Origin of the sequence: Kitasatospora sp. NPDC057595, assembly GCF_042800875.1 — a bacterium.
GTDB lineage: Bacteria > Actinomycetota > Actinomycetes > Streptomycetales > Streptomycetaceae > Kitasatospora.
This window is the reverse complement of sequence record NZ_JBHVGL010000006.1, coordinates 163,023-181,227: the sequence shown is the minus strand read 5'-3', so window position 1 is coordinate 181,227 and position 18,205 is coordinate 163,023. Positions and strand designations below refer to the sequence as shown.

At 73.3% G+C, this 18,205-nt stretch carries 21 protein-coding genes and 2 pseudogenes; 11 read left to right on the top strand and 12 right to left on the bottom strand.

All coding sequences use genetic code 11. The annotated features are described in order from the left end of the window. Nucleotides 1–438: 438 nt before the first annotated feature. Nucleotides 439–969, top strand: a complete 531-nt coding sequence (locus ACFU9E_RS12505) for a hypothetical protein (protein WP_380684086.1) — start codon at nt 439–441, stop codon at nt 967–969. Between the two features lie 223 nt (nt 970–1,192). Beyond that, nucleotides 1,193–1,348 carry a DUF6131 family protein gene (locus ACFU9E_RS12500; RefSeq protein WP_380684087.1) on the top strand — a complete coding sequence of 52 codons (156 nt, stop codon included), beginning with the start codon at nt 1,193–1,195 and terminating at the stop codon, nt 1,346–1,348. A gap of 97 nt (nt 1,349–1,445) precedes the next feature. Here the strand turns inward: ACFU9E_RS12500 and ACFU9E_RS12495 are convergent, their stop codons facing one another. The 3 genes from ACFU9E_RS12495 to ACFU9E_RS12485 form a co-directional block, all read right to left on the bottom strand. After that, complete coding sequence (locus ACFU9E_RS12495) at nt 1,446–2,369, bottom strand: Rieske 2Fe-2S domain-containing protein (RefSeq protein WP_380684088.1); 924 nt, start codon at nt 2,367–2,369, stop codon at nt 1,446–1,448. Between the two features lie 1,017 nt (nt 2,370–3,386). After that, on the bottom strand, nt 3,387–3,560 hold the full coding sequence (locus ACFU9E_RS12490; protein ID WP_380684089.1) for a CsbD family protein: 174 nt from the start codon (nt 3,558–3,560) through the stop codon (nt 3,387–3,389). A gap of 47 nt (nt 3,561–3,607) precedes the next feature. Continuing rightward, nucleotides 3,608–4,213, bottom strand: a complete 606-nt coding sequence (locus ACFU9E_RS12485; protein WP_380684091.1) for a hypothetical protein — start codon at nt 4,211–4,213, stop codon at nt 3,608–3,610. A gap of 124 nt (nt 4,214–4,337) precedes the next feature. Between ACFU9E_RS12485 and ACFU9E_RS12480 the strand changes: the two genes are divergently transcribed. Further along, nucleotides 4,338–5,042 (top strand): TetR/AcrR family transcriptional regulator, encoded by a 705-nt coding sequence (locus ACFU9E_RS12480; protein ID WP_380684092.1) that lies wholly within the window; start codon nt 4,338–4,340, stop codon nt 5,040–5,042. Between the two features lie 272 nt (nt 5,043–5,314). Here ACFU9E_RS12480 and ACFU9E_RS12475 read toward each other — a convergent pair whose 3' ends face one another. Beyond that, nucleotides 5,315–5,833, bottom strand: a complete 519-nt coding sequence (locus tag ACFU9E_RS12475) for a winged helix-turn-helix transcriptional regulator (protein ID WP_380684093.1) — start codon at nt 5,831–5,833, stop codon at nt 5,315–5,317. A gap of 121 nt (nt 5,834–5,954) precedes the next feature. Between ACFU9E_RS12475 and ACFU9E_RS12470 the strand changes: the two genes are divergently transcribed. From ACFU9E_RS12470 to ACFU9E_RS12460, 3 genes and pseudogenes are all read left to right on the top strand, one after another. Next, nucleotides 5,955–6,740, top strand: coding sequence for an SDR family oxidoreductase (locus ACFU9E_RS12470; RefSeq protein WP_380684094.1), 786 nt, complete (start codon nt 5,955–5,957; stop codon nt 6,738–6,740). A gap of 25 nt (nt 6,741–6,765) precedes the next feature. Next, nucleotides 6,766–7,125 carry a nuclear transport factor 2 family protein gene (locus ACFU9E_RS12465; RefSeq protein WP_380684095.1) on the top strand — a complete coding sequence of 120 codons (360 nt, stop codon included), beginning with the start codon at nt 6,766–6,768 and terminating at the stop codon, nt 7,123–7,125. A gap of 246 nt (nt 7,126–7,371) precedes the next feature. Then, nucleotides 7,372–7,911 (top strand): annotated as a pseudogene (locus ACFU9E_RS12460) (IS5 family transposase); the annotation flags it as partial. Between the two features lie 42 nt (nt 7,912–7,953). Here the strand turns inward: ACFU9E_RS12460 and ACFU9E_RS12455 are convergent. The 5 genes and pseudogenes from ACFU9E_RS12455 to ACFU9E_RS12435 all read right to left on the bottom strand — a co-directional run. Continuing rightward, nucleotides 7,954–8,013 (bottom strand): annotated as a pseudogene (locus tag ACFU9E_RS12455) (hypothetical protein); the annotation flags it as partial. Between the two features lie 86 nt (nt 8,014–8,099). Continuing rightward, on the bottom strand, nt 8,100–8,498 hold the full coding sequence (locus ACFU9E_RS12450) for a DUF2267 domain-containing protein (protein ID WP_380684096.1): 399 nt from the start codon (nt 8,496–8,498) through the stop codon (nt 8,100–8,102). Nucleotides 8,499–8,555: 57 nt separating this feature from the next. Continuing rightward, complete coding sequence (locus ACFU9E_RS12445) at nt 8,556–8,960, bottom strand: DUF2267 domain-containing protein (protein WP_380684097.1); 405 nt, start codon at nt 8,958–8,960, stop codon at nt 8,556–8,558. Nucleotides 8,961–9,009: 49 nt separating this feature from the next. Then, nucleotides 9,010–9,303 carry an STAS domain-containing protein gene (locus tag ACFU9E_RS12440; protein WP_380684098.1) on the bottom strand — a complete coding sequence of 98 codons (294 nt, stop codon included), beginning with the start codon at nt 9,301–9,303 and terminating at the stop codon, nt 9,010–9,012. A 130-nt stretch (nt 9,304–9,433) separates the two neighbouring features. Next, a complete protein-coding gene (locus tag ACFU9E_RS12435) occupies nt 9,434–9,868 on the bottom strand; it encodes an Hsp20/alpha crystallin family protein (RefSeq protein ID WP_380684099.1) in 435 nt (144 codons plus the stop codon). A gap of 109 nt (nt 9,869–9,977) precedes the next feature. Between ACFU9E_RS12435 and ACFU9E_RS12430 the strand changes: the two genes are divergently transcribed. Together ACFU9E_RS12430 and ACFU9E_RS12425 are read left to right on the top strand one after the other, a co-directional pair. Beyond that, the gene (locus ACFU9E_RS12430; RefSeq protein WP_380684100.1) at nt 9,978–10,667 is read left to right on the top strand and encodes a hypothetical protein; all 690 of its coding nucleotides are present in this window, start codon (nt 9,978–9,980) and stop codon (nt 10,665–10,667) included. After that, entirely contained in the window at nt 10,642–10,890 is a 249-nt protein-coding gene (locus ACFU9E_RS12425; RefSeq protein ID WP_380684101.1) for a hypothetical protein, read from the top strand. The genes ACFU9E_RS12430 and ACFU9E_RS12425 overlap by 26 nt, the downstream gene beginning before the upstream one ends. Nucleotides 10,891–11,388: 498 nt before the next feature. Here the strand turns inward: ACFU9E_RS12425 and ACFU9E_RS12420 are convergent, their stop codons facing one another. Both ACFU9E_RS12420 and ACFU9E_RS12415 read right to left on the bottom strand, forming a co-directional pair. Next, on the bottom strand, nt 11,389–12,084 hold the full coding sequence (locus ACFU9E_RS12420) for a response regulator (protein WP_380684102.1): 696 nt from the start codon (nt 12,082–12,084) through the stop codon (nt 11,389–11,391). Next, nucleotides 12,081–13,319, bottom strand: a complete 1,239-nt coding sequence (locus ACFU9E_RS12415) for a sensor histidine kinase (protein WP_380714963.1) — start codon at nt 13,317–13,319, stop codon at nt 12,081–12,083. Before ACFU9E_RS12415 ends, ACFU9E_RS12420 begins: the two co-directional genes overlap by 4 nt. 134 nt (nt 13,320–13,453) lie before the next feature. On the opposite strand from ACFU9E_RS12415, the gene ACFU9E_RS12410 reads away from it, so the two are divergent. The 3 genes from ACFU9E_RS12410 (at nt 13,454) to ACFU9E_RS12400 (ending at nt 17,034) form a co-directional block, all read left to right on the top strand. Further along, nucleotides 13,454–14,383 carry an ABC transporter ATP-binding protein gene (locus ACFU9E_RS12410; RefSeq protein ID WP_380685561.1) on the top strand — a complete coding sequence of 310 codons (930 nt, stop codon included), beginning with the start codon at nt 13,454–13,456 and terminating at the stop codon, nt 14,381–14,383. Beyond that, a complete protein-coding gene (locus ACFU9E_RS12405; protein ID WP_380685563.1) occupies nt 14,380–15,219 on the top strand; it encodes an ABC transporter permease in 840 nt (279 codons plus the stop codon). The genes ACFU9E_RS12410 and ACFU9E_RS12405 overlap by 4 nt, the downstream gene beginning before the upstream one ends. A gap of 174 nt (nt 15,220–15,393) precedes the next feature. Further along, nucleotides 15,394–17,034 (top strand): MFS transporter, encoded by a 1,641-nt coding sequence (locus tag ACFU9E_RS12400; RefSeq protein WP_380685565.1) that lies wholly within the window; start codon nt 15,394–15,396, stop codon nt 17,032–17,034. 141 nt (nt 17,035–17,175) lie between these two features. Here the strand turns inward: ACFU9E_RS12400 and ACFU9E_RS12395 are convergent, their stop codons facing one another. Beyond that, nucleotides 17,176–18,111: a CAP domain-containing protein gene (locus tag ACFU9E_RS12395; protein ID WP_380685567.1), complete on the bottom strand. Its 936-nt coding sequence runs from the start codon at nt 18,109–18,111 to the stop codon at nt 17,176–17,178. Nucleotides 18,112–18,205 lie beyond the last annotated feature (94 nt).

Below are 18,205 nucleotides of genomic sequence, written 5' to 3'. Positions count from 1 at the left end.
GAAGGGGGAACCTGCGCAGCATGACTCACCGCTTGTTGCAGGTCAACCGATTGTGTCGAGCGGCCGCGGCCGTGGTCAGAGGGGAGTCGACCCACAGGCACCCGGCGTGATCACCGTCACGGAAGACGCCGACGCCATCCCCCGGCTCGTGGACCTGCTCGGCACCCACCGCATCTGGGAGCGGTTCTCGGCGCAGAACTGACATCCGTCGACGTGCCTGCACGCGTGCTGAAGTACCCAGACGTGCAGGCACGTCTCGCCCGGGAGGCGCCCGGAAGAGCGGGCCAGGAGCAGGAGAGCAGACGGCTGGGTCTGCGGGCTGTCTCCCCGGCGGCGGCCCCGGTGGGCGGGCGTCCGTCGGCCGTGTGCGCAACGATGGACAGGGACAGCTCCCTGCGGGGCTGCCCTCAGCAGGCTCAGGTCTTCGGAGGACAGGCGATGGCTGCGCGGCTGCGGACGGATCCGCTGAACGTCTACTTGAACGACCATCTCACGGGCGCCTTCGGCGGAAGCGCGCTCGCCCGCCGTATGGCCGGCACCCACCCCCACCTTGCGCGCGCCTCCGCGCTGCGCCAGCTGGCCCTGGATGTGGAGCAGGACCGGGACGACCTCGTGCGGATCATGAACCGGCTGGGCGTACCGGTCCGGCACTACCGCACCTGGCTGGGCGTGGCCGGCGAACGGCTCGGGCGCCTCAAGCCGAACGGCACGCTGGTGCGCCGCTCCCCGTTGAGCGATCTGATCGAGCTGGAGACGATGCGCGTCGGCGTCGAGGGCAAGGCCGCGCTGTGGCGGGCGCTGCGTGCCATCGCCGACCAGGACGCCCGCCTGGACCCGGACGACCTGGACCGCCTCACACATCGGGCCAACGAACAGGCCCGTCTGCTGAACGGCTGGCATCACGAGGTCAGCGTGAACGTCCTCGCCCCGCAAGGCGCCGGTCACCACCGTTCCGCGTCCACCCGGTGAAGCCTACGACGAGCGCCGTACGGCGGTGGAGTGGCAGTTCTCAGCCTCGATCGATGCCGGGGCGCGAGTTCGGGGGCCTGCGCCGGCAAGAGGCAGCCGTCAGACGCGAAGGGCGACGCTCGGACCGAGGTCGGAAGCGCCCGACTCGGAGACGCGTGTGTGAGCTGTCGCCCCCGCGGCACCGGTGGGCAGCATTGAGGGGGGACAGACAGTGGAGGTCATCGTGATCATCCTCGGAGTAATCCTCCTGGTCATCGGATTCCTCACCAGCATTCCCATCCTGTGGACCATCGGCATCGTTCTGGTCGTTATCGGCCTGATCCTCTGGATCCTGGGCGCGGTCGGCCACGAGGTCGGCGGTCGGCGCCACTACTTCTAGTACTTCTAGACACGGTGTATCCGGCAACCTGACGTTGAACGCGGTCGCTCCACGCGCGTACTGGCGACTGTTGCCGCAGCCGGGAGGCGTGCAGCCGCTAGTAGCCGGCATCGGGCAGGCGGGCCTGGAGGTTGCCCTCGCGGTCCGTGCGGGTGGCGAAACACGGCTGCGGGGCGGTCGCCGGGCCGGCGACGTTCCAACCGTCGGACAGGCGGAAGACGCTCCCGTGCCAGGGGCAGGTCACGCAGCCGTCGGCAACGTGGCCCTCCGAGAGGGGACCGGAGGCGTGGCTGCAGCGGTCGGCCAGCACGTGGAACACGTCAGCGGATTCCCGCACCACGAGCACCGGCACCTCGCCCACCGCCCGACGTGCCGGCCGGCCCTCGGCGAACTCCTCCGTGCGCCCAAGCGTGTGCCAGCCCGGCTCCACCAGATGCGGGACGGGCTCCGCCTTGTTCGCACCGGTCGCCTGGCGGTAGGCGAGATGGCCGCCCACCGCCGCTCCGCTGCCGGCCGCCGTGAGCCCTACCAGGCCGAGCGCGCGCCCCATCCGGTGGCGGCCGCGCGAGCGGGCCGCCCACGACGCACCGAACAGGCACGCCGCGGCGGCCATCGCCCCGGCGTGCAGCAGGCCGGTACGCATCTGCTGGTTGGGTTGTTCGGCCCAGTCGACCCACCCGGTCAACGCTGCCGGAGCCGCGGTGATGACACCGACAGCGACGAGAAGGCGTGCCGCGCGCTCCGAGCCGGGCACGAAGTCGAGGACGGTTGAGGACATCCACGCGCCGACCGGCAGCTGGACGAGGGCCGGGTGCAGCGGGTGCCCAAGGGGCCGGCCGTGCAGCACCCCGCGCAGCCGCCCCAGCGGCAGTGCCTGGACGACGCGCTTCAACGGCGCGGTCACCGTGTCGAACTCCGCCGCTCCGCCCACGGCGTCGAGCGTCCGCAGGGCCCGGGCCCCGGGCGCGTCGCCGTGGCCGGACCGGGTGGCGGCGCTCATGCGCGCGATGAAGGTTCCCATGAGGACAACGCTGCCCGCACGGCCGTCCGGGCGCGGCCCGTGTTGAGCCGGACGGTGCAACGACGAGCCGCGCGCTCCGGGCCCGGTCGGAGGGCTGCGCCGGTCGTCGGGAGGAGCGGCCCGGACGGTGCCGCACGCACGCCCGGCGAGTGCCGGACGCGCCCGGCGCTCCGGTCAGGGCCGTTCGTCCTCGGGCCAGGGTGTCTCGGGAGCCGGACGTACGGCTCCTCGTCCTTCGGCAGGCCGCCCTCGATGGCGCGTGCGCGGGAGAGTTCGGCGTCGAACTCCAGGGCCGAGCAGGTTGGCAAGGTTGGAGAGCCACAACCAGACCGTGTCCGACGCCATTGTCATCGGAGCAGACCCAACGCGCTGGTGGCCGCCAACATCCTGGCCGATGCCGACTGGCAGGTCGACGTCCTGAAAGGCCGGCCCGAGCCCGGCACGAGCGGGTCCGGGGTTGCGCCGGCCGACGGTCGTGGGGACCGGACCGGTTTCCGGAGCCGGGTCCACAGGGTCACCTGCCGGCCGGGTTGGGCGGGCCCGGCGGGCTCAGTGCCCGGGGGAGCCGTAGTAGGTCGCGAGGCCCTCGCGATAGCCGGAATCTCCCTGGTGGACGTTGGAGTCGTACTCGGGCGCGTCCTTGATCTGCTCCTTGGAGCGGTTGATGTGGATCGTCTCGCTGTGGTGGTCGACCCGGGAGATGTGCCGGCCGGCAGCATCACGTGCTTGCCGATCAGCCAGGGCTTGCAGTTCACGACGATGTAGGCGGCACCGACGTCGTCGGTGGCGTCGTCGACCTTGCCGATGTGACCGTCGTTCGCCTCGACCTTGTAGCCCGTCAGGCTCGTGCCGGGCGTGTACTGCGACTCGGGGCTGAAGCCCCGGATGGTGGTCATGGTCGTTCTTCCTGTTCTTCGGTTGCCCCCTCAATGTCCGGTCGTCCGGCCCGGGCGCCTACGGTTTCGAGCCGGACGGCGCCCGGGACCGGACGGACCCGGCGGGCGGGTCCGGAAGGGGTCAGTGCTTGAACGCGTCCTTGACCTTGGCGCCGGCCTGCTTGAGGTTGCCCTTGGCCTGGTCGCCGCTGCCCTCTGCTTCGAGGCTGCGGTCGCCGGTGGCACGTCCGACGGTCTTCTTCATGCCGCCCTTGACCGCTTCGGCCTTGTGGGCGGTCTTCTTGCCGATACCCATGACTGGTTTCCTTTCGTGGCTGCGGACGACGGGGCAGCTGCGGCGGCCTACTGGCGGCCGGAGCCGCGCCCGAGGAGCAGGTGGGGTCTGCGGTGCCCGTTGTCGGGCTCGGGTTCGACGTCGTCCGGCGGCATCGGGGCCGCCGGTTCGGCATCGCTCTGCGGCATCCGGGCCGACGGTGTGGCGGTGCCCTGCGGCATCGGGGTGAGGCGTGTGCCGGCCGTCTGCTCGTTCGTGTGGAGCTGCCGGCTCATGAGGTCGTCGCGCTGCTCGGCGAGCGTGTTGCGTTCCTGGGCGACATTGTCCCGGTCCTTCGCCATCGCGGTCGCCTCCGCACGGGCGCTGTCGCGTTGCTCGACCAACTCGTCGCGGCGCCTGCTGGCGGTCGCCGTTTCCTTGCGGGAGTGCCGCAGTCCACGGCGCGTATTGGCCGCGCGGCGCGCGCCGACCAGCAGGAGGCCGAGCCCCAGCATGCCCACGGCCCCGACGACGATGCCGTAGAGGAACAGTGTGCCGGTGGAGCCGGTCATGTGGTGCCCGAACACCGTGAACGTGTCGGTGAGCCCGTGTCCGCTGCCGGTGTTTCCGAGAATTCCCGCCACCGCGACAACGGCCGCGGCGACCAGGATGATGAGTCCGAGAAGAATGATCATGACGTGCTCCAGGGGATCTACGTCGTATGTCTACAGTGAACTCCTGGACTAGACTGGCGTCTACACCGTAGGTCTACGAACTTTTAGTCACCTGCCATCACGCCGAGCGAGAGAAGGTGCGGACATGGTCGCCGCCCCGGTCGATTCCGCCAGCGCGGACGGCGCCCCGTCCACGGGCGGAAGGCTCAGCCGAGAGCGGATGCTGGCCTGCGCACTGGAGATCATCGACAACGAAGGCGTCGACAGAATGTCCATGCGGCGGCTGGCCCGCGCGCTCGGCCACGACCCGATGAGCCTCTACCGCTACGCGCCGAACAAGGCCGCTCTGCTCGACGGCGTCGCCGAGACCGTCCTGGCCGAACTCGCTGTGGACCCCACCGATCCCGACTGGGCCGCCCAGCTGCGCACCGTCGCCCGCGACTACCGCCGCCTCGCCCTGGCACACCCGCACGTCGTGCCGCTCCTGGTCACTCGCCCGCTCGCCACCCCGCTCGCGCTGCGTCCGCTCGGCACCCTGCGCCCGCTGGAAGCCATCCTCGCGCTGCTGACCCGGGCCGGCTTCAGCGGCCCGGACGCCCTGCACGTCTATCGCGCACTGTTCGGTCTGCTCCACGGCCACATCCTCAACGAGCTCCAGGAACTCGTCGAGAACGCCGACGAAACCGACGACCTGCTCCGCCTCGGCCTGCACCGGCTGCCAATCGCCGAATTCCCCCTCCTGCGGAGTCTCGCGACGGCCATGGTCACCTACGACGGGGCAGCCGAACTCGAACGCAGCCTCGACATCCTCCTCACCGGTCTGGCCTCCGGGCTGGCCCCGGCCCCGTAGCGCCCCGGCGGGGAACCGCAAGACCGGCGGCCGGACCGGACGACGCCGCAATTCCCGGATTAGAAACCCGCGAACAGGAAAAACGCAGTACGCCGACGGCTTCCGCGCGCCCGAGCCGGCTCCGGCGGGTGATTGTCTGGTGAGGTCGCGTTCAGTGGCTGTTGTCGGGTTGGCAGGTATCACGCCGGCGACAAACCGGCGCTTCGAGGCGGTCAGGTGCAGCCCATGCACGCGGCCCTGCTAAAGGCTGTACGAGGCTCTTCCGGGCGGGCTTACGCCTCTTCCGCGGGAATGGCCGGCCGTGCCGCGTAGCGGCTGCGCATCGCGTCGCTGGCTGCGGGGCCGGCGGCGAAGACGTAGGCGGTGCTGTCGTCGAGTCGGCGGCCGGTTTTGGCGTCGACGACGACGGGCTCGACCTCCTCGCCGCTGTGCGCGTCGACGAGGATCATGCTGCGCTCCGCCGCCGTGAGGCGGGCATTGCCCCACGCGGCCAGGGCGACGATCACCGGGCGCAGCGAGCGCCCGAGTTCGGTGAGTACGTACTCGTGCCGGACGGGGCTGGTCCGGTATGGCCGGCGCTCCAGTAGACCGTCCGCGACCAGGGTCTTGAGCCGGGTGGTGAGCATGCTGGAGGAGATGCCCAGGCTCTCCTGGAACTGGTCGAAGCGGGTGTAGCCGTCGAAGGCGTCGTGGAGGATCAGCAGCGTCCACCACTCGCCGACGTGTTCCACCGTCGTGGACAGCGGGCACTCCCGGTCCTCCAGCCTGATCCGGCTCGCCACGGCGACCATCCCCTCAGTTGCTGCTAAAGTCGAAGTTAGTAGCTTCTATTTTAGCAGTAGAGGTGGGGCGGCTTTAGCAGTAGAGACGGGGCGGCGCCTCGTATGCCCGCACCCGGGAACGGAGCACACCGTGACCACATCCATCAGCGAATCCCTCGAGGGCCGACGCGCTCTGGTCACCGGCGGCACCAAGGGCACCGGAGCCGCGATCGCCCGACGCCTCACCGAGGCCGGCGCGACCGTGCTGGTCACCGCCCGCAGCCGCCCCGACGACGTCGAGGAGAAGGCGTTCATCACCGCCGACCTGTCCACCGCCCAGGGCGCCGCCCACGTCGCCTCCGAGGTGGACGCCCGCGTGGGAGGCGTCGACATCCTGGTCAACACCCTCGGCGGCTCCGAGGCATCGGCAGGAGGATTCGCCGCGCTCGGAGAGGACGACTGGGCCCGGGAGCTGAACACGAACCTGCTGGCCGCCGTCCGCCTGGACCGCGCACTCCTGCCGCACATGATCGCCACGGGCAAGGGCGTGGTCGTGCACGTCACCTCGATCCAGCGCCGCATGCCGCTGTGGAACGGCACCCTGGCCTACGCTGCCGCCAAGGCCGCCCTGACCACGTACAGCAAGGGCCTGGCCACCCAGGTCGCCCCGCACGGCGTCCGCGTCAACACCGTCTCACCCGGCTTCGTCCAGACCTCGGCCGCCGACAACCTCGTCGCCCGGATCGCCCACGACGCCGGCATCAGCCCGGAAGCGGCGCTGGGCCGGCTGATGGACTCCCTGGGAGGCATCCCGCTCGGCCGTCCCAACCGGCCCGAGGAGGTCGCCGAGCTCGTCGCCTTCCTCGTTTCCGACCGCGCCTCGGCCATCGTCGGCGCCGAACACGTCATCGACGGCGGCACCACCCCCACCGTCTGAACCCGCCACCACCATCAGGAGCGTCATGCACGACAACCAGCCCCGGACCATCACCCCGGACGACCTGCCCGAGGTGATCACTCGCTACCTCACAGCGCACCGCGCCCACGACACCGCCACCGCGGTCACGACGTTCACCGACGACGCCACAGTGATCGACGACGGCAACACCTACCAGGGCAGCGCCGCGATCGAGCGGTGGCTGGACCACTCCGCCACCGAATTCACCTACACCATCGACCTCACGAACGCTCAGCAGACCGACACGGCCCACTACATCGCCACACACCGCCTCGAAGGCAACTTCCCCGGCGGCACCATCGATCTCCGCTATCGATTCACGCTGCGCGACGACCTCATCGAACACCTCTCCATCGAACCCTGAGACCGCTCCCACGTGCCCACCCAGCCACCCGATCAAGAGCCAGCCGTCGAGTTCGGCATCCACCCGCAGACCAGCACATGCACGCCTGAGGAATCAAGGCGAGCAACTCCGGGGCCATCCTCAGCACAGGGTGAGGAGGTTCAAAGATCCCCATCGACTTCGGTCACCCTCGCGTGTAACTGCCTCGCTCACCGGTTCGGGAATGCCGCCGACCGCGGGGTCCGTGCGCGCCGCTACCCGACGGACATGTCGGACGCGGAGTGGGCGGTGGTGCGGCCGCTGCTTCCGGTGCCGGCCTGGCTGCGAGGCCGGGGCGGTCAGCCGGAGGCCTACTGCCACCGCGTGATGTTGGACGCGATCCGCTGCCTCGTCGACAACGGATCGAAGTGGCGGGCGATGCCGGCCGCCTTCCCGCCGTGGGACCGGGTCTACGCGTTCTTCCGCCGCTGGCGCGACCACGGTCTGGTGAAGGAGTTCCACGACCGGTTGCGTGGAAGGGGCCGGGAGAGGGCGGGGCGGGATCCGGAGCCGAGCGCGGGCGTGATCGACTCCCAGTCCATCAAGGCGGACGCCGTCGTCGGCGCCGACAGCCGCGGCTTCGACGGCGGCAAGCTGATCAACGGCCGCAAGCGCCACGTGGTGGTCGACACGCTCGGTCTGCTGCTGGGGGTGATGGTCACCTCGGCGGACATCGGCGACCGCGCCGCCGCCCATGTCCTGCTCGCCCAGGTGGCTGCCGCGCACCACCTGTTTGCGCTGGTCCGGGCCGATGGCGGCTACACCGGCAGCGGTGTACGCACCGGTGAGATGGACGACGACGACCTCGGGCGGCCCATGCCGGCCGGGCCGGCCGGGCAGGGTGACCGCGTAGCGGTGGGGTCCGTCCATCGGTCGCCTCGCCTCATCCGGTGTGCGGTTGGGTGCTTGCCAGGGCAGCTCGGAGCGCTCCCGCGCTGGCGGGTCGGGCCCGCCGCTCAGGCGACGGCGGCCAGGTCCGCGCGGCCGAACAGCAGGGCGTAGTCGCGGGGCAGGTGGGTGAGGAGGCGGTCGGTGAGGGTGTCGTCGGTGAGGGTGGTGAGGGTGGTCAGGACGGAGGAGGCGTCCCAGCGGGCGGCGGTGAGGCTGGTGCCCAGGGTGTGGGCGAGGGTCTCGACGAAGGCGGGGGCGGTGACGGGATGGGGCAGGGGGATCTGGGTGGCGAAGACGGCGCGGGCCCGTTCGGGCAGGGCGGCGGCGAGGTCGCAGCGTTCGTCGCCGGTGAGCTGGGAGCCGAGGAGGGCCAGGACGGCGTCGAGGACGCGTTCGGCTTCCTCGTTGGTGGTGTAGCGGCCGAGGTTGCGGACCTGCTGGAGGAGGTGGCGGTAGCGGGTCATGACCGTGGGGCCTTCCAGGGGCGGGCCGACGGCGGGCCGGCGGCGGGTGAGGGGTGGTCAGGGTCGTGTCCCTGCGGTGGGACGGCCGAACAGCAGGTCGTAGCCGGGCGGCAGCTGGAGCAGGACGCGCCGGGTGAGGTCGTCGCCGGCGGCGTCGGCCACCGTGGACAGGACGGCGCCGACGTCCCACAGGGCCGTGGCGTCGGTGGCGCCCTCGACCCAGGCCGCGGTCGCGCGCACGAACCGCTCGGCGTTGAGGGGCTCGGCGGCCTGCAGCGGGTTGAGCAGGATCAGGGCCATGGTCTCGGGCAGTCGGGCGGCCAGTTCGGCCCGTACCTCGCCGACCAGATGGGCGCCGAGCAGGGCCAGGACCACCCGGGCGGCCCGCTCGGCCTCCTGCGGGCTGTTGTACTCACCGCGTTCCCGGACCTCTTCCAGGAACGTCTCCCATCGAAGCGTCATCGCGGTTCTCCCTCCGTCCCGGCCTGCCCGGTACGCCGCCCGCCGCCGGTCAGGGCTCGACGGCCAGGCGCCGGTGCAGACCGGTCAGCTTGAGCAGCCGCACCACGCAGCGCCCGGCCCCGCGCAGGGTCAGGCGGGCACCGCACCGGTCGGCCTGGTTGCGGGCCCGGACCAGGGCGCCCAGGCCCGCGCAGTCCATGAACGTCACCTCCGACAGATCCAGCACCACCTCCCGGTGCGACTCGAGCGCGGTGGCCAGAGCACGGCGCAGCGAGGGGGCGGTGTCGAGGTCGATCTCTCCGTGGGCTCGCACGATGAAGGGCTGGTTGCTCTGGCCGTTCATGGCGTTTCCGCGTCGCTGCGGGCAGGCCGGCCCGGGCGATGCCGGCCCGGCGGTCGAGGGGTGTTCCGGCCGCCCCTTTCGATCGAGGGGGGAGAGATCAGGGGCGGCCGGAACGGCATCGGGGAACGGGTCAGGCCTGGATCTGCTTGCGGCTTCCGCTGTGGCTGATCTCGATCTTGCGGGGCTTGGCCTTCTCGGCGACCGGGATCTTCAGGGTCAGCACGCCGGCGTCGTAGTCGGCGGTGATCCCGGCGGGGTCGAGGGTGTCGGAGAGCATGACCTGGCGGGAGAACACGCCGAGGGGGCGCTCGGACAGCTCCCACTTGATGCCCTCGCCTTCCTGGCGCGGGCGGCGCTCGGCCTTGACGGTCACCATGTTCCGCTCGACGTCGATGTCGATCGCCTCCGGGTCGACCCCCGGCAGGTCGAAGCAGATCACGTACTCGTCGCCGGACCGGTAGGCGTCCAGCGGCATCGGCGTCGGACGCGACCAGGTGCCGGTCGTGTTGAGGAACTGCTGGGTCAGCCGGTCCAGCTCGCGGAACGGGTCAGTGCGCAGCAGCATTGCGAAACACCTCCATGGATCGAATGGGTGCCAGTGCGCTTCACCTGACTCCTTTCTAGCGCGTCATCCATCCGATGACAAGTTGCCGTGTCGCCTATAGAGTGACTGCATGAGCGAGAAGTCCCGCAGAGCCGCCCCAGACGCCTTCCCGCCGGTCGAGCCGGTCCCGTTCCTGGCAGCCGCGGCGGCGCTGGCCGCCATCGACCACGCCGTCCGCACCGCCCAGAACCCGACGTCCCCGCCCCCGACCACCCCTGACGAGCACGGTGGCCCCGAGCAGGCCCTGGCCGCACTCGTCCTGCTGCGCGAACTGCGCGGCCAGCTCGCCGGCTGGGAAGCCGGCCTGGTGGAGAGCGCCCGGCAGGCCGGCGCCACCTGGGCCGACCTCGCCCACCCGATGGGCGTCGCCAGCCGCCAGGCCGCCGAGAACCGCTACCTGCGCCTCAAGCCCTCCGCCGGCGGCGCTTCGCGGTCCGGTACCGGCGCCGAACGGGTCAAGGCCGTCCGTGACCGGCGGGCCGCCGACCGATCGGTCACCGTCTGGGCCCGCGACCACGCCGCCGAGCTGCGGGTCCTCGCCGCCGAGATCACCACGGCCGCACTCGCTCCCGACGCCCGTCCCGCCCAGGCTGCCCTGACCGCCGCCCTCGGCGCCACCGACCCCGCCGACCTCATAGAGCCTCTCGCCGCCGTCCGCCCCCACCTCGGCACCAGCCAGGGCGACCTCGCCACCCGCCTCGACGCCCTCACCCACCACACCACCCGGCTCCGCGATGACAGCGACCGACGCCGCGCCTGACCCTGCCACCGCCGCCGAAAGGCGCTGGCAGGACCTCCTGGACCGGATCCACGACCTCGAAGCGCGAGTGGCCGCCACCACGAGCACCGTCAACGCCGCCCTCGACCACCACCTCGCCCGGCTCGACGCCCTGCGCCGTCATCTCGCCCACCCCACCTGGCCGCTGCCCGCCCCTGATCCCGGCAGTCCGCAGACCGCACCGGCGAACAACCGGCCGGCCTGACGAGGCCGGGAGCCACCGCAACCACCCCGGCCGTCAGAAACGGCTCCCGTGTCCCACCGGCGCACCGAGGGGGCGGGTCAGCGCTGGTGGTCTCCGGCGGCGTACCGGCTCCAGGCGGCCCCGGTGTCCGTCGCGGCCTGCTCGGTGGTGAAGTCGGTGTAGCTGCAGTCCGACCGGACCGGGCGGGCAGGGACCTTCGGTCACGTCTCATCGCTCTCCGTCCATCGCATCGGATGCGAGAAACTCGCATCCGATGCGACCGCCCGGCGTCTTCCCAGCTCAATCGCCCGATAGGAGGTGGACAGAACCCGTCTTTCGTGTCCGGCCCCGAGAAGCAGTGAACACCGGGCGGCGCCTGAATTCACCTGCGCCGGCCGGATCACGAACGTCAGGTGATGACCGTCGTCGACCGACGCCTCCCGGCCCCGGTTCCGCCCCGGCCCCCGCGCCCGCTGCGGCGTGTGGGGGCCGGGCCGCGGCCCCCGCACGCCGACGGGATCATCCCCGGGCGCCGACCAGGCCGGACTCGTAGGCCAGGATGACCAGGTGGACGCGGTCGCGGGCGGCGAGCTTGGTGAGCAGCCGGGTCATGTAGGTCTTCACAGTGGCCGGACTGAGCACGAGTTCGCCGGCGATCTCGGTGTTGGACAGCCCCCGGCCGACGAGGGTGAGGATCTCGCGTTCACGGTCGGTGATGCCGGTCAGCCGGTCGTCCGGGGAAGCGCCCGGGCGAGCCGTGGGGGAAGCGGGGGCGGGGCGGGCGGCGAACTCGGCGATCAGGCGGCGGGTGACGCTCGGGGCGATCAGGGCGTCGCCGGCGGCCACCACCCGGATCGCGCCGAGGATGTCGTCCAGGGCCATGTCCTTGACGAGGAAGCCGGACGCCCCGGCGCGCAGGGCCGCGTGCACGTTCTCGTCCTCGTCGAAGGTGGTGAGCACGACGACCCGGGCCGGGTCCGGTCCGGCCGTCACCCGGCGGGTGGCCTCGATGCCGTCGAGCACGGGCATCCGCAGGTCCATCACCACGACGTCGGGCCGCAGTTCCTCGGCGAGCCGGACGGCCTCGGCACCGGTGGCGGCCTCGCCGACCACCTCCAGGTCGGGCGCCTCGGTGATCACCATCTCCAGCGCGGCCCGGACGAGCGGCTGGTCGTCGGCGAGGACGACGCGGACGGCGCGGGCGGGGGCCGTCACCGGGTCGCCGCCTCGGCGACCGGCAGGCGGGCGGCGACCCGGAAGCCGCCGCCGGGGCGCGGCGCGGCGTCGAACTCGCCGTGCAGCAGGGCGACCCGCTCGCGCAGGCCCGCCAGGCCGTAGCCGGCCCCGGCGGCGGTGCCGTGGCCACGGCCGCGGTCGGTGACCTCGATGGAGAGCTCCGCCGGACGCCGGTGGTCGACGGTGACCCGGCAGGACGGGGCGGCGGCGTGGCGGACCACGTTGGCCACCGACTCCTGGACGATCCGGAACGCCGCCAGGTCGATCTCCGGTGGCAGCGGCCGCCGTTCGCCCTGCCACCGGACGTCGACCCGCACGCCCGCCGCCGTGGTGGCGGCGGTCAGCCCGTCGAGGTCGGCCAGGCCCGGTGGACGCAGCGCGGCGCTCACGGGCTCGGCGGTGTCGTCTGCCCGGCGCAGCGCGCCGAGCATCCGGCGCAGGCCCGCCAGCGTCTCCCGGCCGGCGGTCTCGATCTCGCCGAGGGCCTCGCGCGCCCGGTCCGGCCGGGTGTCGATGACCCGGCGGGCCGCGCCCGCCTGGAGGGCGACGATGCCGATGCTGTGGGCCACGGTGTCGTGCATCTCGCGGGCGATCCGCAGGCGTTCGGCGGTGACCGCCTCGGCCGCCGCCCGGGTGCTCAACGCCTCGGCGTGCTCCCGGGACTGGTGCACCGAGCGGCCCACCAGCCAGGCGATGACGGCGATCAGCACGCCGGCGTCGTTGGCGCCGATCCGGGTGCCGGTGAGCAGCAGACCGCCGCCGAGGGCGGGGGAGAGGATCAGATGGAAGGTCAGCGTGCCCAGCACCATGGCCAGTGCGGCCCGTGAGGTCCGGCGCGGTTCGGCGGCCGTGACCAGGCAGAGGGCGGCGGCGACCGCGAGCAGCGCGGTCGGCGGCAGTTCGAGCTCCCAGCGCCAGGCCTTGGTCTGCGCCACGGTGGCGGCGAGCAGCAGGGCGACGGCCGTGCGCGGCCGGCGGCGCAGCAGAGCGGCGGCGAGGAACGCGACGGGAGTGGTGAAGGCGGCGGTCGCCCAGTCCTGCGGCGCGGGCGGGGCGAGTCTGCCGTCCGCGGAGGCCGGGCGGCCGGGGACGGCGCCGAGGACGAGGGAGGGGTAGAGCAGCGAGACGCACCACGCGAGCGCCGTCCAGGCGCCGGGCGGCACCCGCCGGAGCCGGGGCGGGAGGAGTATCGGTGGCGGGGGCGTCGCGGACATGCGGTGATCGTAACGAGGCGGCCTGCGGCGCGGCATCGGACCACGGGTGTACGCCCGGAGGTGACTGCGGGGCCGGGCGGGTGTCGGCCCGGGGCCGATGTGCCGCCCGGCCGTTCGGCGGCACCGTGGTCGGCATGATCGAAGTGCACCGACTGACGAAGCGTTACGGCCGCACCACCGCCGTCGACGACCTCACCTTCGCCGTCCACCCGGGTCAGGTCACCGGGTTCCTGGGACCGAACGGCGCCGGGAAGAGCACCGCGCTGCGGATGATCCTGGGGCTGAGCGAGCCCACCGGCGGGACGGCGACCGTCGGCGGCCGCCCGTTCCGGGAGCGGCCGCGCGGTCTGCGGCACGTCGGCGCGCTGCTGGACGCGGGCGACGTGCACGGCGGGCGCAGCGGCCGTGCCCATCTGCGGGCGCTGGCCCGGGGCAACGCCGTGCCGCGCGCCCGGGTGGACGCGGTACTGGAGGAGGTGGGGCTCGCCGGGGCGGCCGGGCGTCGGATCGGCGGGTACTCGCTCGGGATGAAGCAGCGGCTCGGGATCGCGGCGGCGCTGCTCGGCGATCCGCCGGTGCTGCTGTTCGACGAGCCGCTGAACGGGCTGGACCCGGAGGGGGTGCGCTGGGTGCGCGGTCTGTTCCGGAATCTGGCGGCGGAGGGGCGGACGGTGTTCGTCTCCAGTCATCTGATGAGCGAGATGGAGCACACGGCGGACCGGTTGGTGGTCATCGGACGCGGTCGGTTGATCGCCGCCGAGAGCGTGGCCGAATTCGCCGCCCGAGGCACGGGGCCGGCCGGCGCCCGGCCGGGGGTGACCGTGCGCGCGGCCGAACCCGAGGCGCTGGCGGGCGTTCTGACGGCGGCCGGTGGCACGGTGTCGCGCGCGGAGGCGGACGGCGCGCTCGCCGTGACCGGCCTGGACGCCGCGCGGATCGGCGCGCTCGCCCTCGACCACCGGATCCCGCTGCTCGAACTGACCACCCGCACGGCCTCCTTGGAGGAGGCGTTCATGGCACTCACCGCCGACCGCGTCGACCACCCCGCCGGAGGGCCGCGATGACCACCGCGACGATCGGCACCGCCACCACCGAACCCCGGCCGCGCCCGCGCGACCTGCTCGCCGCCGAGTGGATCAGGTTCTGGTCCCCGCGCTCGATCCCCTGGGTGCTGGGCCTCGGCGTGCTCGTCCTGGTCGCCGTCAACCTCAACGCCGCGCGCTACACCTACACGCACACCGAGCCAGGTGGCCCGCCGCCCGGCTCCGGAGTCGTCGCCGTGGCGGTGAACGCCTCGTTCACCGGGCTGGCCGCCGACCTCCTGACGCTCCTCGCGGGAGGCGTCGGCGCCGCGGTGATCGTCGGCGAGTACACGACCGGGATGATCCGCACCACCTTCGCCGCCGTCCCGGACCGCCGGGCGGTGCTGCTGGCCAAGGCCGGGGTGCTGGCGGCGGTCATGCTCGGCCTCGGCGTGTGCGCTTCGGGTGTCTCCTTCGGATTCGCCCAGGCCCTGCTCGGCCGACGGCACGCCGGGGTGTCGCTCGCCGATCCCGGGGTGCTGCAGGCTGTTGCCGGGGCCGCCGCCCTCGCCCCGGTCTGCGCGCTGATCGGTTTCGGGCTGGGGACGCTGGTGCGGCACGCCGCCGCGAGCGTGGTGACCACCGTGCTGGTGCTGTTCCTGCTGCCCGCCTCGTTCAACGAGGACCACCGCTGGTCGGCGGTGGTCGAGCACGCCATGCCGTTCATCGCCTGGCGGCGGCTGGCCACGCCCGACCCGACGCAGGTGCTGGCGCCGCCGTACCCGGCCACCGCGCTCGGGTCGTGGCTCGCCTTCGCGGGCTGGGCGGTGGGCGCGGTCGTGGTCGCGACGGCCGCCGCGCACCGCAGGGACGTCTGAGGCCGGCGGACGGACCGCGCGGACCCGTGCACTCCCGGGGCAGCGCCGGTGCGCCCGCGGGCGCACCAGGGCGCGCGGCCCGTCCTAGCCTCCGTACGGCCGACGCCGGACCGCGGCAACCCCCACGGCCGCCGCGTCGGGCCGCGCCCCGACCCCCACCCGCAACGGACCGGTATGAGCACAGAGACCACCACCCCCGCCCGACGCCCGGCGGACGACTCCGCGTGGGCCCCGCTCACCGGCCGGGTCTTCCGCGCCCTGTGGATCGCCCAACTCGTCTCCAACGTCGGCAGCTGGATGCAGACCGTCGGCGCCCAGTGGCTGCTGGTCGGCCACGACGCCGCCCTGCTGGCGCTGGTGCAGACGGCCGCGAGCCTGCCGGTGGTCCTGCTGGCGCTGCCCTCCGGGGTGCTGGCCGACCGCCGCGACCGCCGTTCGGTGCTGGTCGCCTCGCAGCTCGTGATGCTCGTCGTCGCCACCGTCCTCGCGGTGCTGGCCTTCGCCGGCGCGCTGACCCCCGGTCCGCTGCTCGGCCTCACCTTCCTGCTCGGCTGCGGCACCGCCGTGATGGGCCCGGCCTGGCAGGCCGTCCAACCGGAGCTGGTGGAGCGCCGGCAGCTCGGGCAGGCGGCGGCGCTCGGCGCCGTCAACATGAACCTCGCGCGGGCGGTCGGCCCGGCGATCGGCGGCGCGGTGGTCGCGGCGGCCGGCGCGGGCTGGGTGTTCGCCTTCAACGCCGCCTCCTACCTCGGCGTCCTGGTCGTCCTGCTGCGCTGGCACCGGAGCGCGCCGCAGGACGGGCCGGCCGGCGGGGGCGAAGGACTGCTCGCCGCCGTGCACGCGGGCCGCCGCTACATCCGGCACGCGCCGGGCGTACGGCGGGTGCTGCTGCGCACCGCGCTGTTCGTGCCCGGCGCGGGCGCGCTGTGGGCGCTGCTGCCGCTGGTCGCGCGCCGGTCGCTGGGCCTCGGCCCCGGCGGCTACGGGCTGCTGCTCGGCGCGGTCGGCGTCGGCGCGGTGGGCGGGGCGTTCGCGCTGCCGCTGATGCGCCGCCGGCTCGGGGCCAACGGCACCCTGGTGGCGGGGACCGTCGCGCTCGCCGGGGTGCTGGCCGTGCTGGCGACGGTCCGGCTGCCCTGGCTCGTCGGCCTCGCCCTGCTGCCCGCCGGGGTGGCCTGGATCGGGGTGCTGTCCACCCTCAACGCGGCCGTCCAGACCCGGCTCCCCGGCTGGGTGCGGGCCCGCGGCCTGGCCGTCCAGCTGCTGGTCTTCCAGGGCGGCCAGGCCCTGGCGGCCCCGCTCTGGGGCGTGCTGGCCGAGCGTCACGGCCCGGGCGCCGCGCTGCTGACCGCCGGCGCGGTGCTGCTGCTCGGCGCGCTCGGCGCCCGCCGGCTGCCGCTGTACGACGGCGACCGGGTCGACCCGACGCCGTCCGGCCACTGGCCCGAGCCCCTGCTGGTGGTCGAACCGGGCGACGCGGACGGACCGGTGCTGGTCACCGTCGAGTACCGGGTGGAGGCGGAGCACCGGGCCGCGTTCACCGCGCGGATGCGCCGGGTCGCCGCCTCGCGCCGCCGCACCGGCGCCCTCAGCTGGGGCCTCTACCAGGACGGCGGCGAACCCGAGCGGTTCGTCGAGACCTACCTGGTCTCCTCCTGGGCCGAGCACCTGGCCCAGCACGGCGGCCGGCTCACCGCCACCGACCGCCGGGACGAGGAGCAGGCCCGGGCCCTGCTGCGCCCCGGGACCGCGCCGGAGGTGACACACGCCTTCGACGTCTCGGCGGGGCCGCTGGCGCCGGCGGCGGGGCACTGAGACCGCGCCGCGGTCCGGGCCCGCCGGTCGGACCTGTTCGCCCGCACGCCCACCCGCCGCGACCACGCGTCCCGCCGGACCACCAGGGCTGGCCGGACCTCCGGGCGTAGGAGGTCCGGCCGGCCCGTCGGGGGACGCGTCTCAGCGGGTGCCGAAGTCGGCGTTCCAGGAGGCCGCGCCCACCTGGGAGAGCCCGACCTCGGCGTAGTCGCCGACCATGATCGTGAGGTGCGGGGAGGAGTTGACCCAGCCGTCGAAGGCGGCATCGATGCTGGTGGGACCGTAGAAGGCTATTTCGCCCCAGGCCCGCGCGTTGTACCCGAGACCGCGCGCGACGGCGTCCGAGGCGCAGAAGTGGCCGGAGACGTGGCGCTGGTCCATCTGGGCGGCGTTGCATTGGGCGGCCTGGGAGAGCGTCGGGTTGAGCCGCACCGGCGCCTTGCCGTACCGGGCGCGCAGTTCGTTGAGGCGCTGGAGGAAGCGCTGCTCGGCCGGGGGAGACGGGGGCGGGGTGGTGCCGGACGGCACCAGGTCGAACCGCTGGGACGCGCTGCCGTCGCAGGTCTCGACGGTGACCTCGCGGTCCAGGCCGTGGTAGGTCAGACAGCGGTTGTCCCGGGCGTTGTGCAGATACGTTCCGCCCTCGGCGGCGTCCTCCAGGGTCCACTGCTGGTTGTCGCCCGCCCACCAGTGGATGAACTGCGTCGTCCGGCCGTCGTTGAGGTCCATCTCGATCACGCGCTCGGTGCCGTTGACGGAGCGGACGAAGTCGACCCGGCCGTTCGGCTTGTTGGAGATCCAGAACCGGGTGGAGGCGTCCTGGTAGCCGCGCGCGACGATCCGCGAGCCCTCCCCGTCCGCGGTGGCCAGCGCGTGGTGGTTCTGGTGGTCCTGGATCGTGATCGTCTGCTCGACCACGGCCGTCGCCGCGGCGCCCGCCGGTGCGGCGGCCGTGGTCGTGGCGCCCGCGGGTGCGGCGAGCACGGCCAGGCCGCTCACGGACAGCGTGCACGCGGCGAGAGCCAGCCTCGCCAGTCGGGCGCCGACGCCGGTGGCCCGGGTGGAGGTGTCTGACACGGGGTTCCCCTTCGGTTCGATGGCCCGCGTCCGGTCGGGGCGGCGGGCCCGAGCAGGACACCAGCGGCGCGTCTACAACCGGTCAGCGATCCGT

Coding starts and splice junctions, on each gene's coding strand:
- ACFU9E_RS12475 (WP_380684093.1), bottom strand. CDS start 5,833: ATGGTCGCCGTGGCGAGCCGGATCAGGCTGGAGGACCGGGAGTGCCCG.
- ACFU9E_RS12435 (WP_380684099.1), bottom strand. CDS start 9,868: ATGCTGCTGCGCACTGACCCGTTCCGCGAGCTGGACCGGCTGACCCAG.
- ACFU9E_RS12450 (WP_380684096.1), bottom strand. CDS start 8,498: ATGACCCGCTACCGCCACCTCCTCCAGCAGGTCCGCAACCTCGGCCGC.
- ACFU9E_RS12480 (WP_380684092.1), top strand. CDS start 4,338: ATGGTCGCCGCCCCGGTCGATTCCGCCAGCGCGGACGGCGCCCCGTCC.
- ACFU9E_RS12415 (WP_380714963.1), bottom strand. CDS start 13,319: ATGTCCGCGACGCCCCCGCCACCGATACTCCTCCCGCCCCGGCTCCGG.
- ACFU9E_RS12505 (WP_380684086.1), top strand. CDS start 439: ATGGCTGCGCGGCTGCGGACGGATCCGCTGAACGTCTACTTGAACGAC.
- ACFU9E_RS12495 (WP_380684088.1), bottom strand. CDS start 2,369: ATGGGAACCTTCATCGCGCGCATGAGCGCCGCCACCCGGTCCGGCCAC.
- ACFU9E_RS12400 (WP_380685565.1), top strand. CDS start 15,394: ATGAGCACAGAGACCACCACCCCCGCCCGACGCCCGGCGGACGACTCC.
- ACFU9E_RS12465 (WP_380684095.1), top strand. CDS start 6,766: ATGCACGACAACCAGCCCCGGACCATCACCCCGGACGACCTGCCCGAG.
- ACFU9E_RS12425 (WP_380684101.1), top strand. CDS start 10,642: ATGACAGCGACCGACGCCGCGCCTGACCCTGCCACCGCCGCCGAAAGG.
- ACFU9E_RS12490 (WP_380684089.1), bottom strand. CDS start 3,560: ATGGGTATCGGCAAGAAGACCGCCCACAAGGCCGAAGCGGTCAAGGGC.
- ACFU9E_RS12485 (WP_380684091.1), bottom strand. CDS start 4,213: ATGATCATTCTTCTCGGACTCATCATCCTGGTCGCCGCGGCCGTTGTC.
- ACFU9E_RS12405 (WP_380685563.1), top strand. CDS start 14,380: ATGACCACCGCGACGATCGGCACCGCCACCACCGAACCCCGGCCGCGC.
- ACFU9E_RS12410 (WP_380685561.1), top strand. CDS start 13,454: ATGATCGAAGTGCACCGACTGACGAAGCGTTACGGCCGCACCACCGCC.
- ACFU9E_RS12445 (WP_380684097.1), bottom strand. CDS start 8,960: ATGACGCTTCGATGGGAGACGTTCCTGGAAGAGGTCCGGGAACGCGGT.
- ACFU9E_RS12440 (WP_380684098.1), bottom strand. CDS start 9,303: ATGAACGGCCAGAGCAACCAGCCCTTCATCGTGCGAGCCCACGGAGAG.
- ACFU9E_RS12430 (WP_380684100.1), top strand. CDS start 9,978: ATGAGCGAGAAGTCCCGCAGAGCCGCCCCAGACGCCTTCCCGCCGGTC.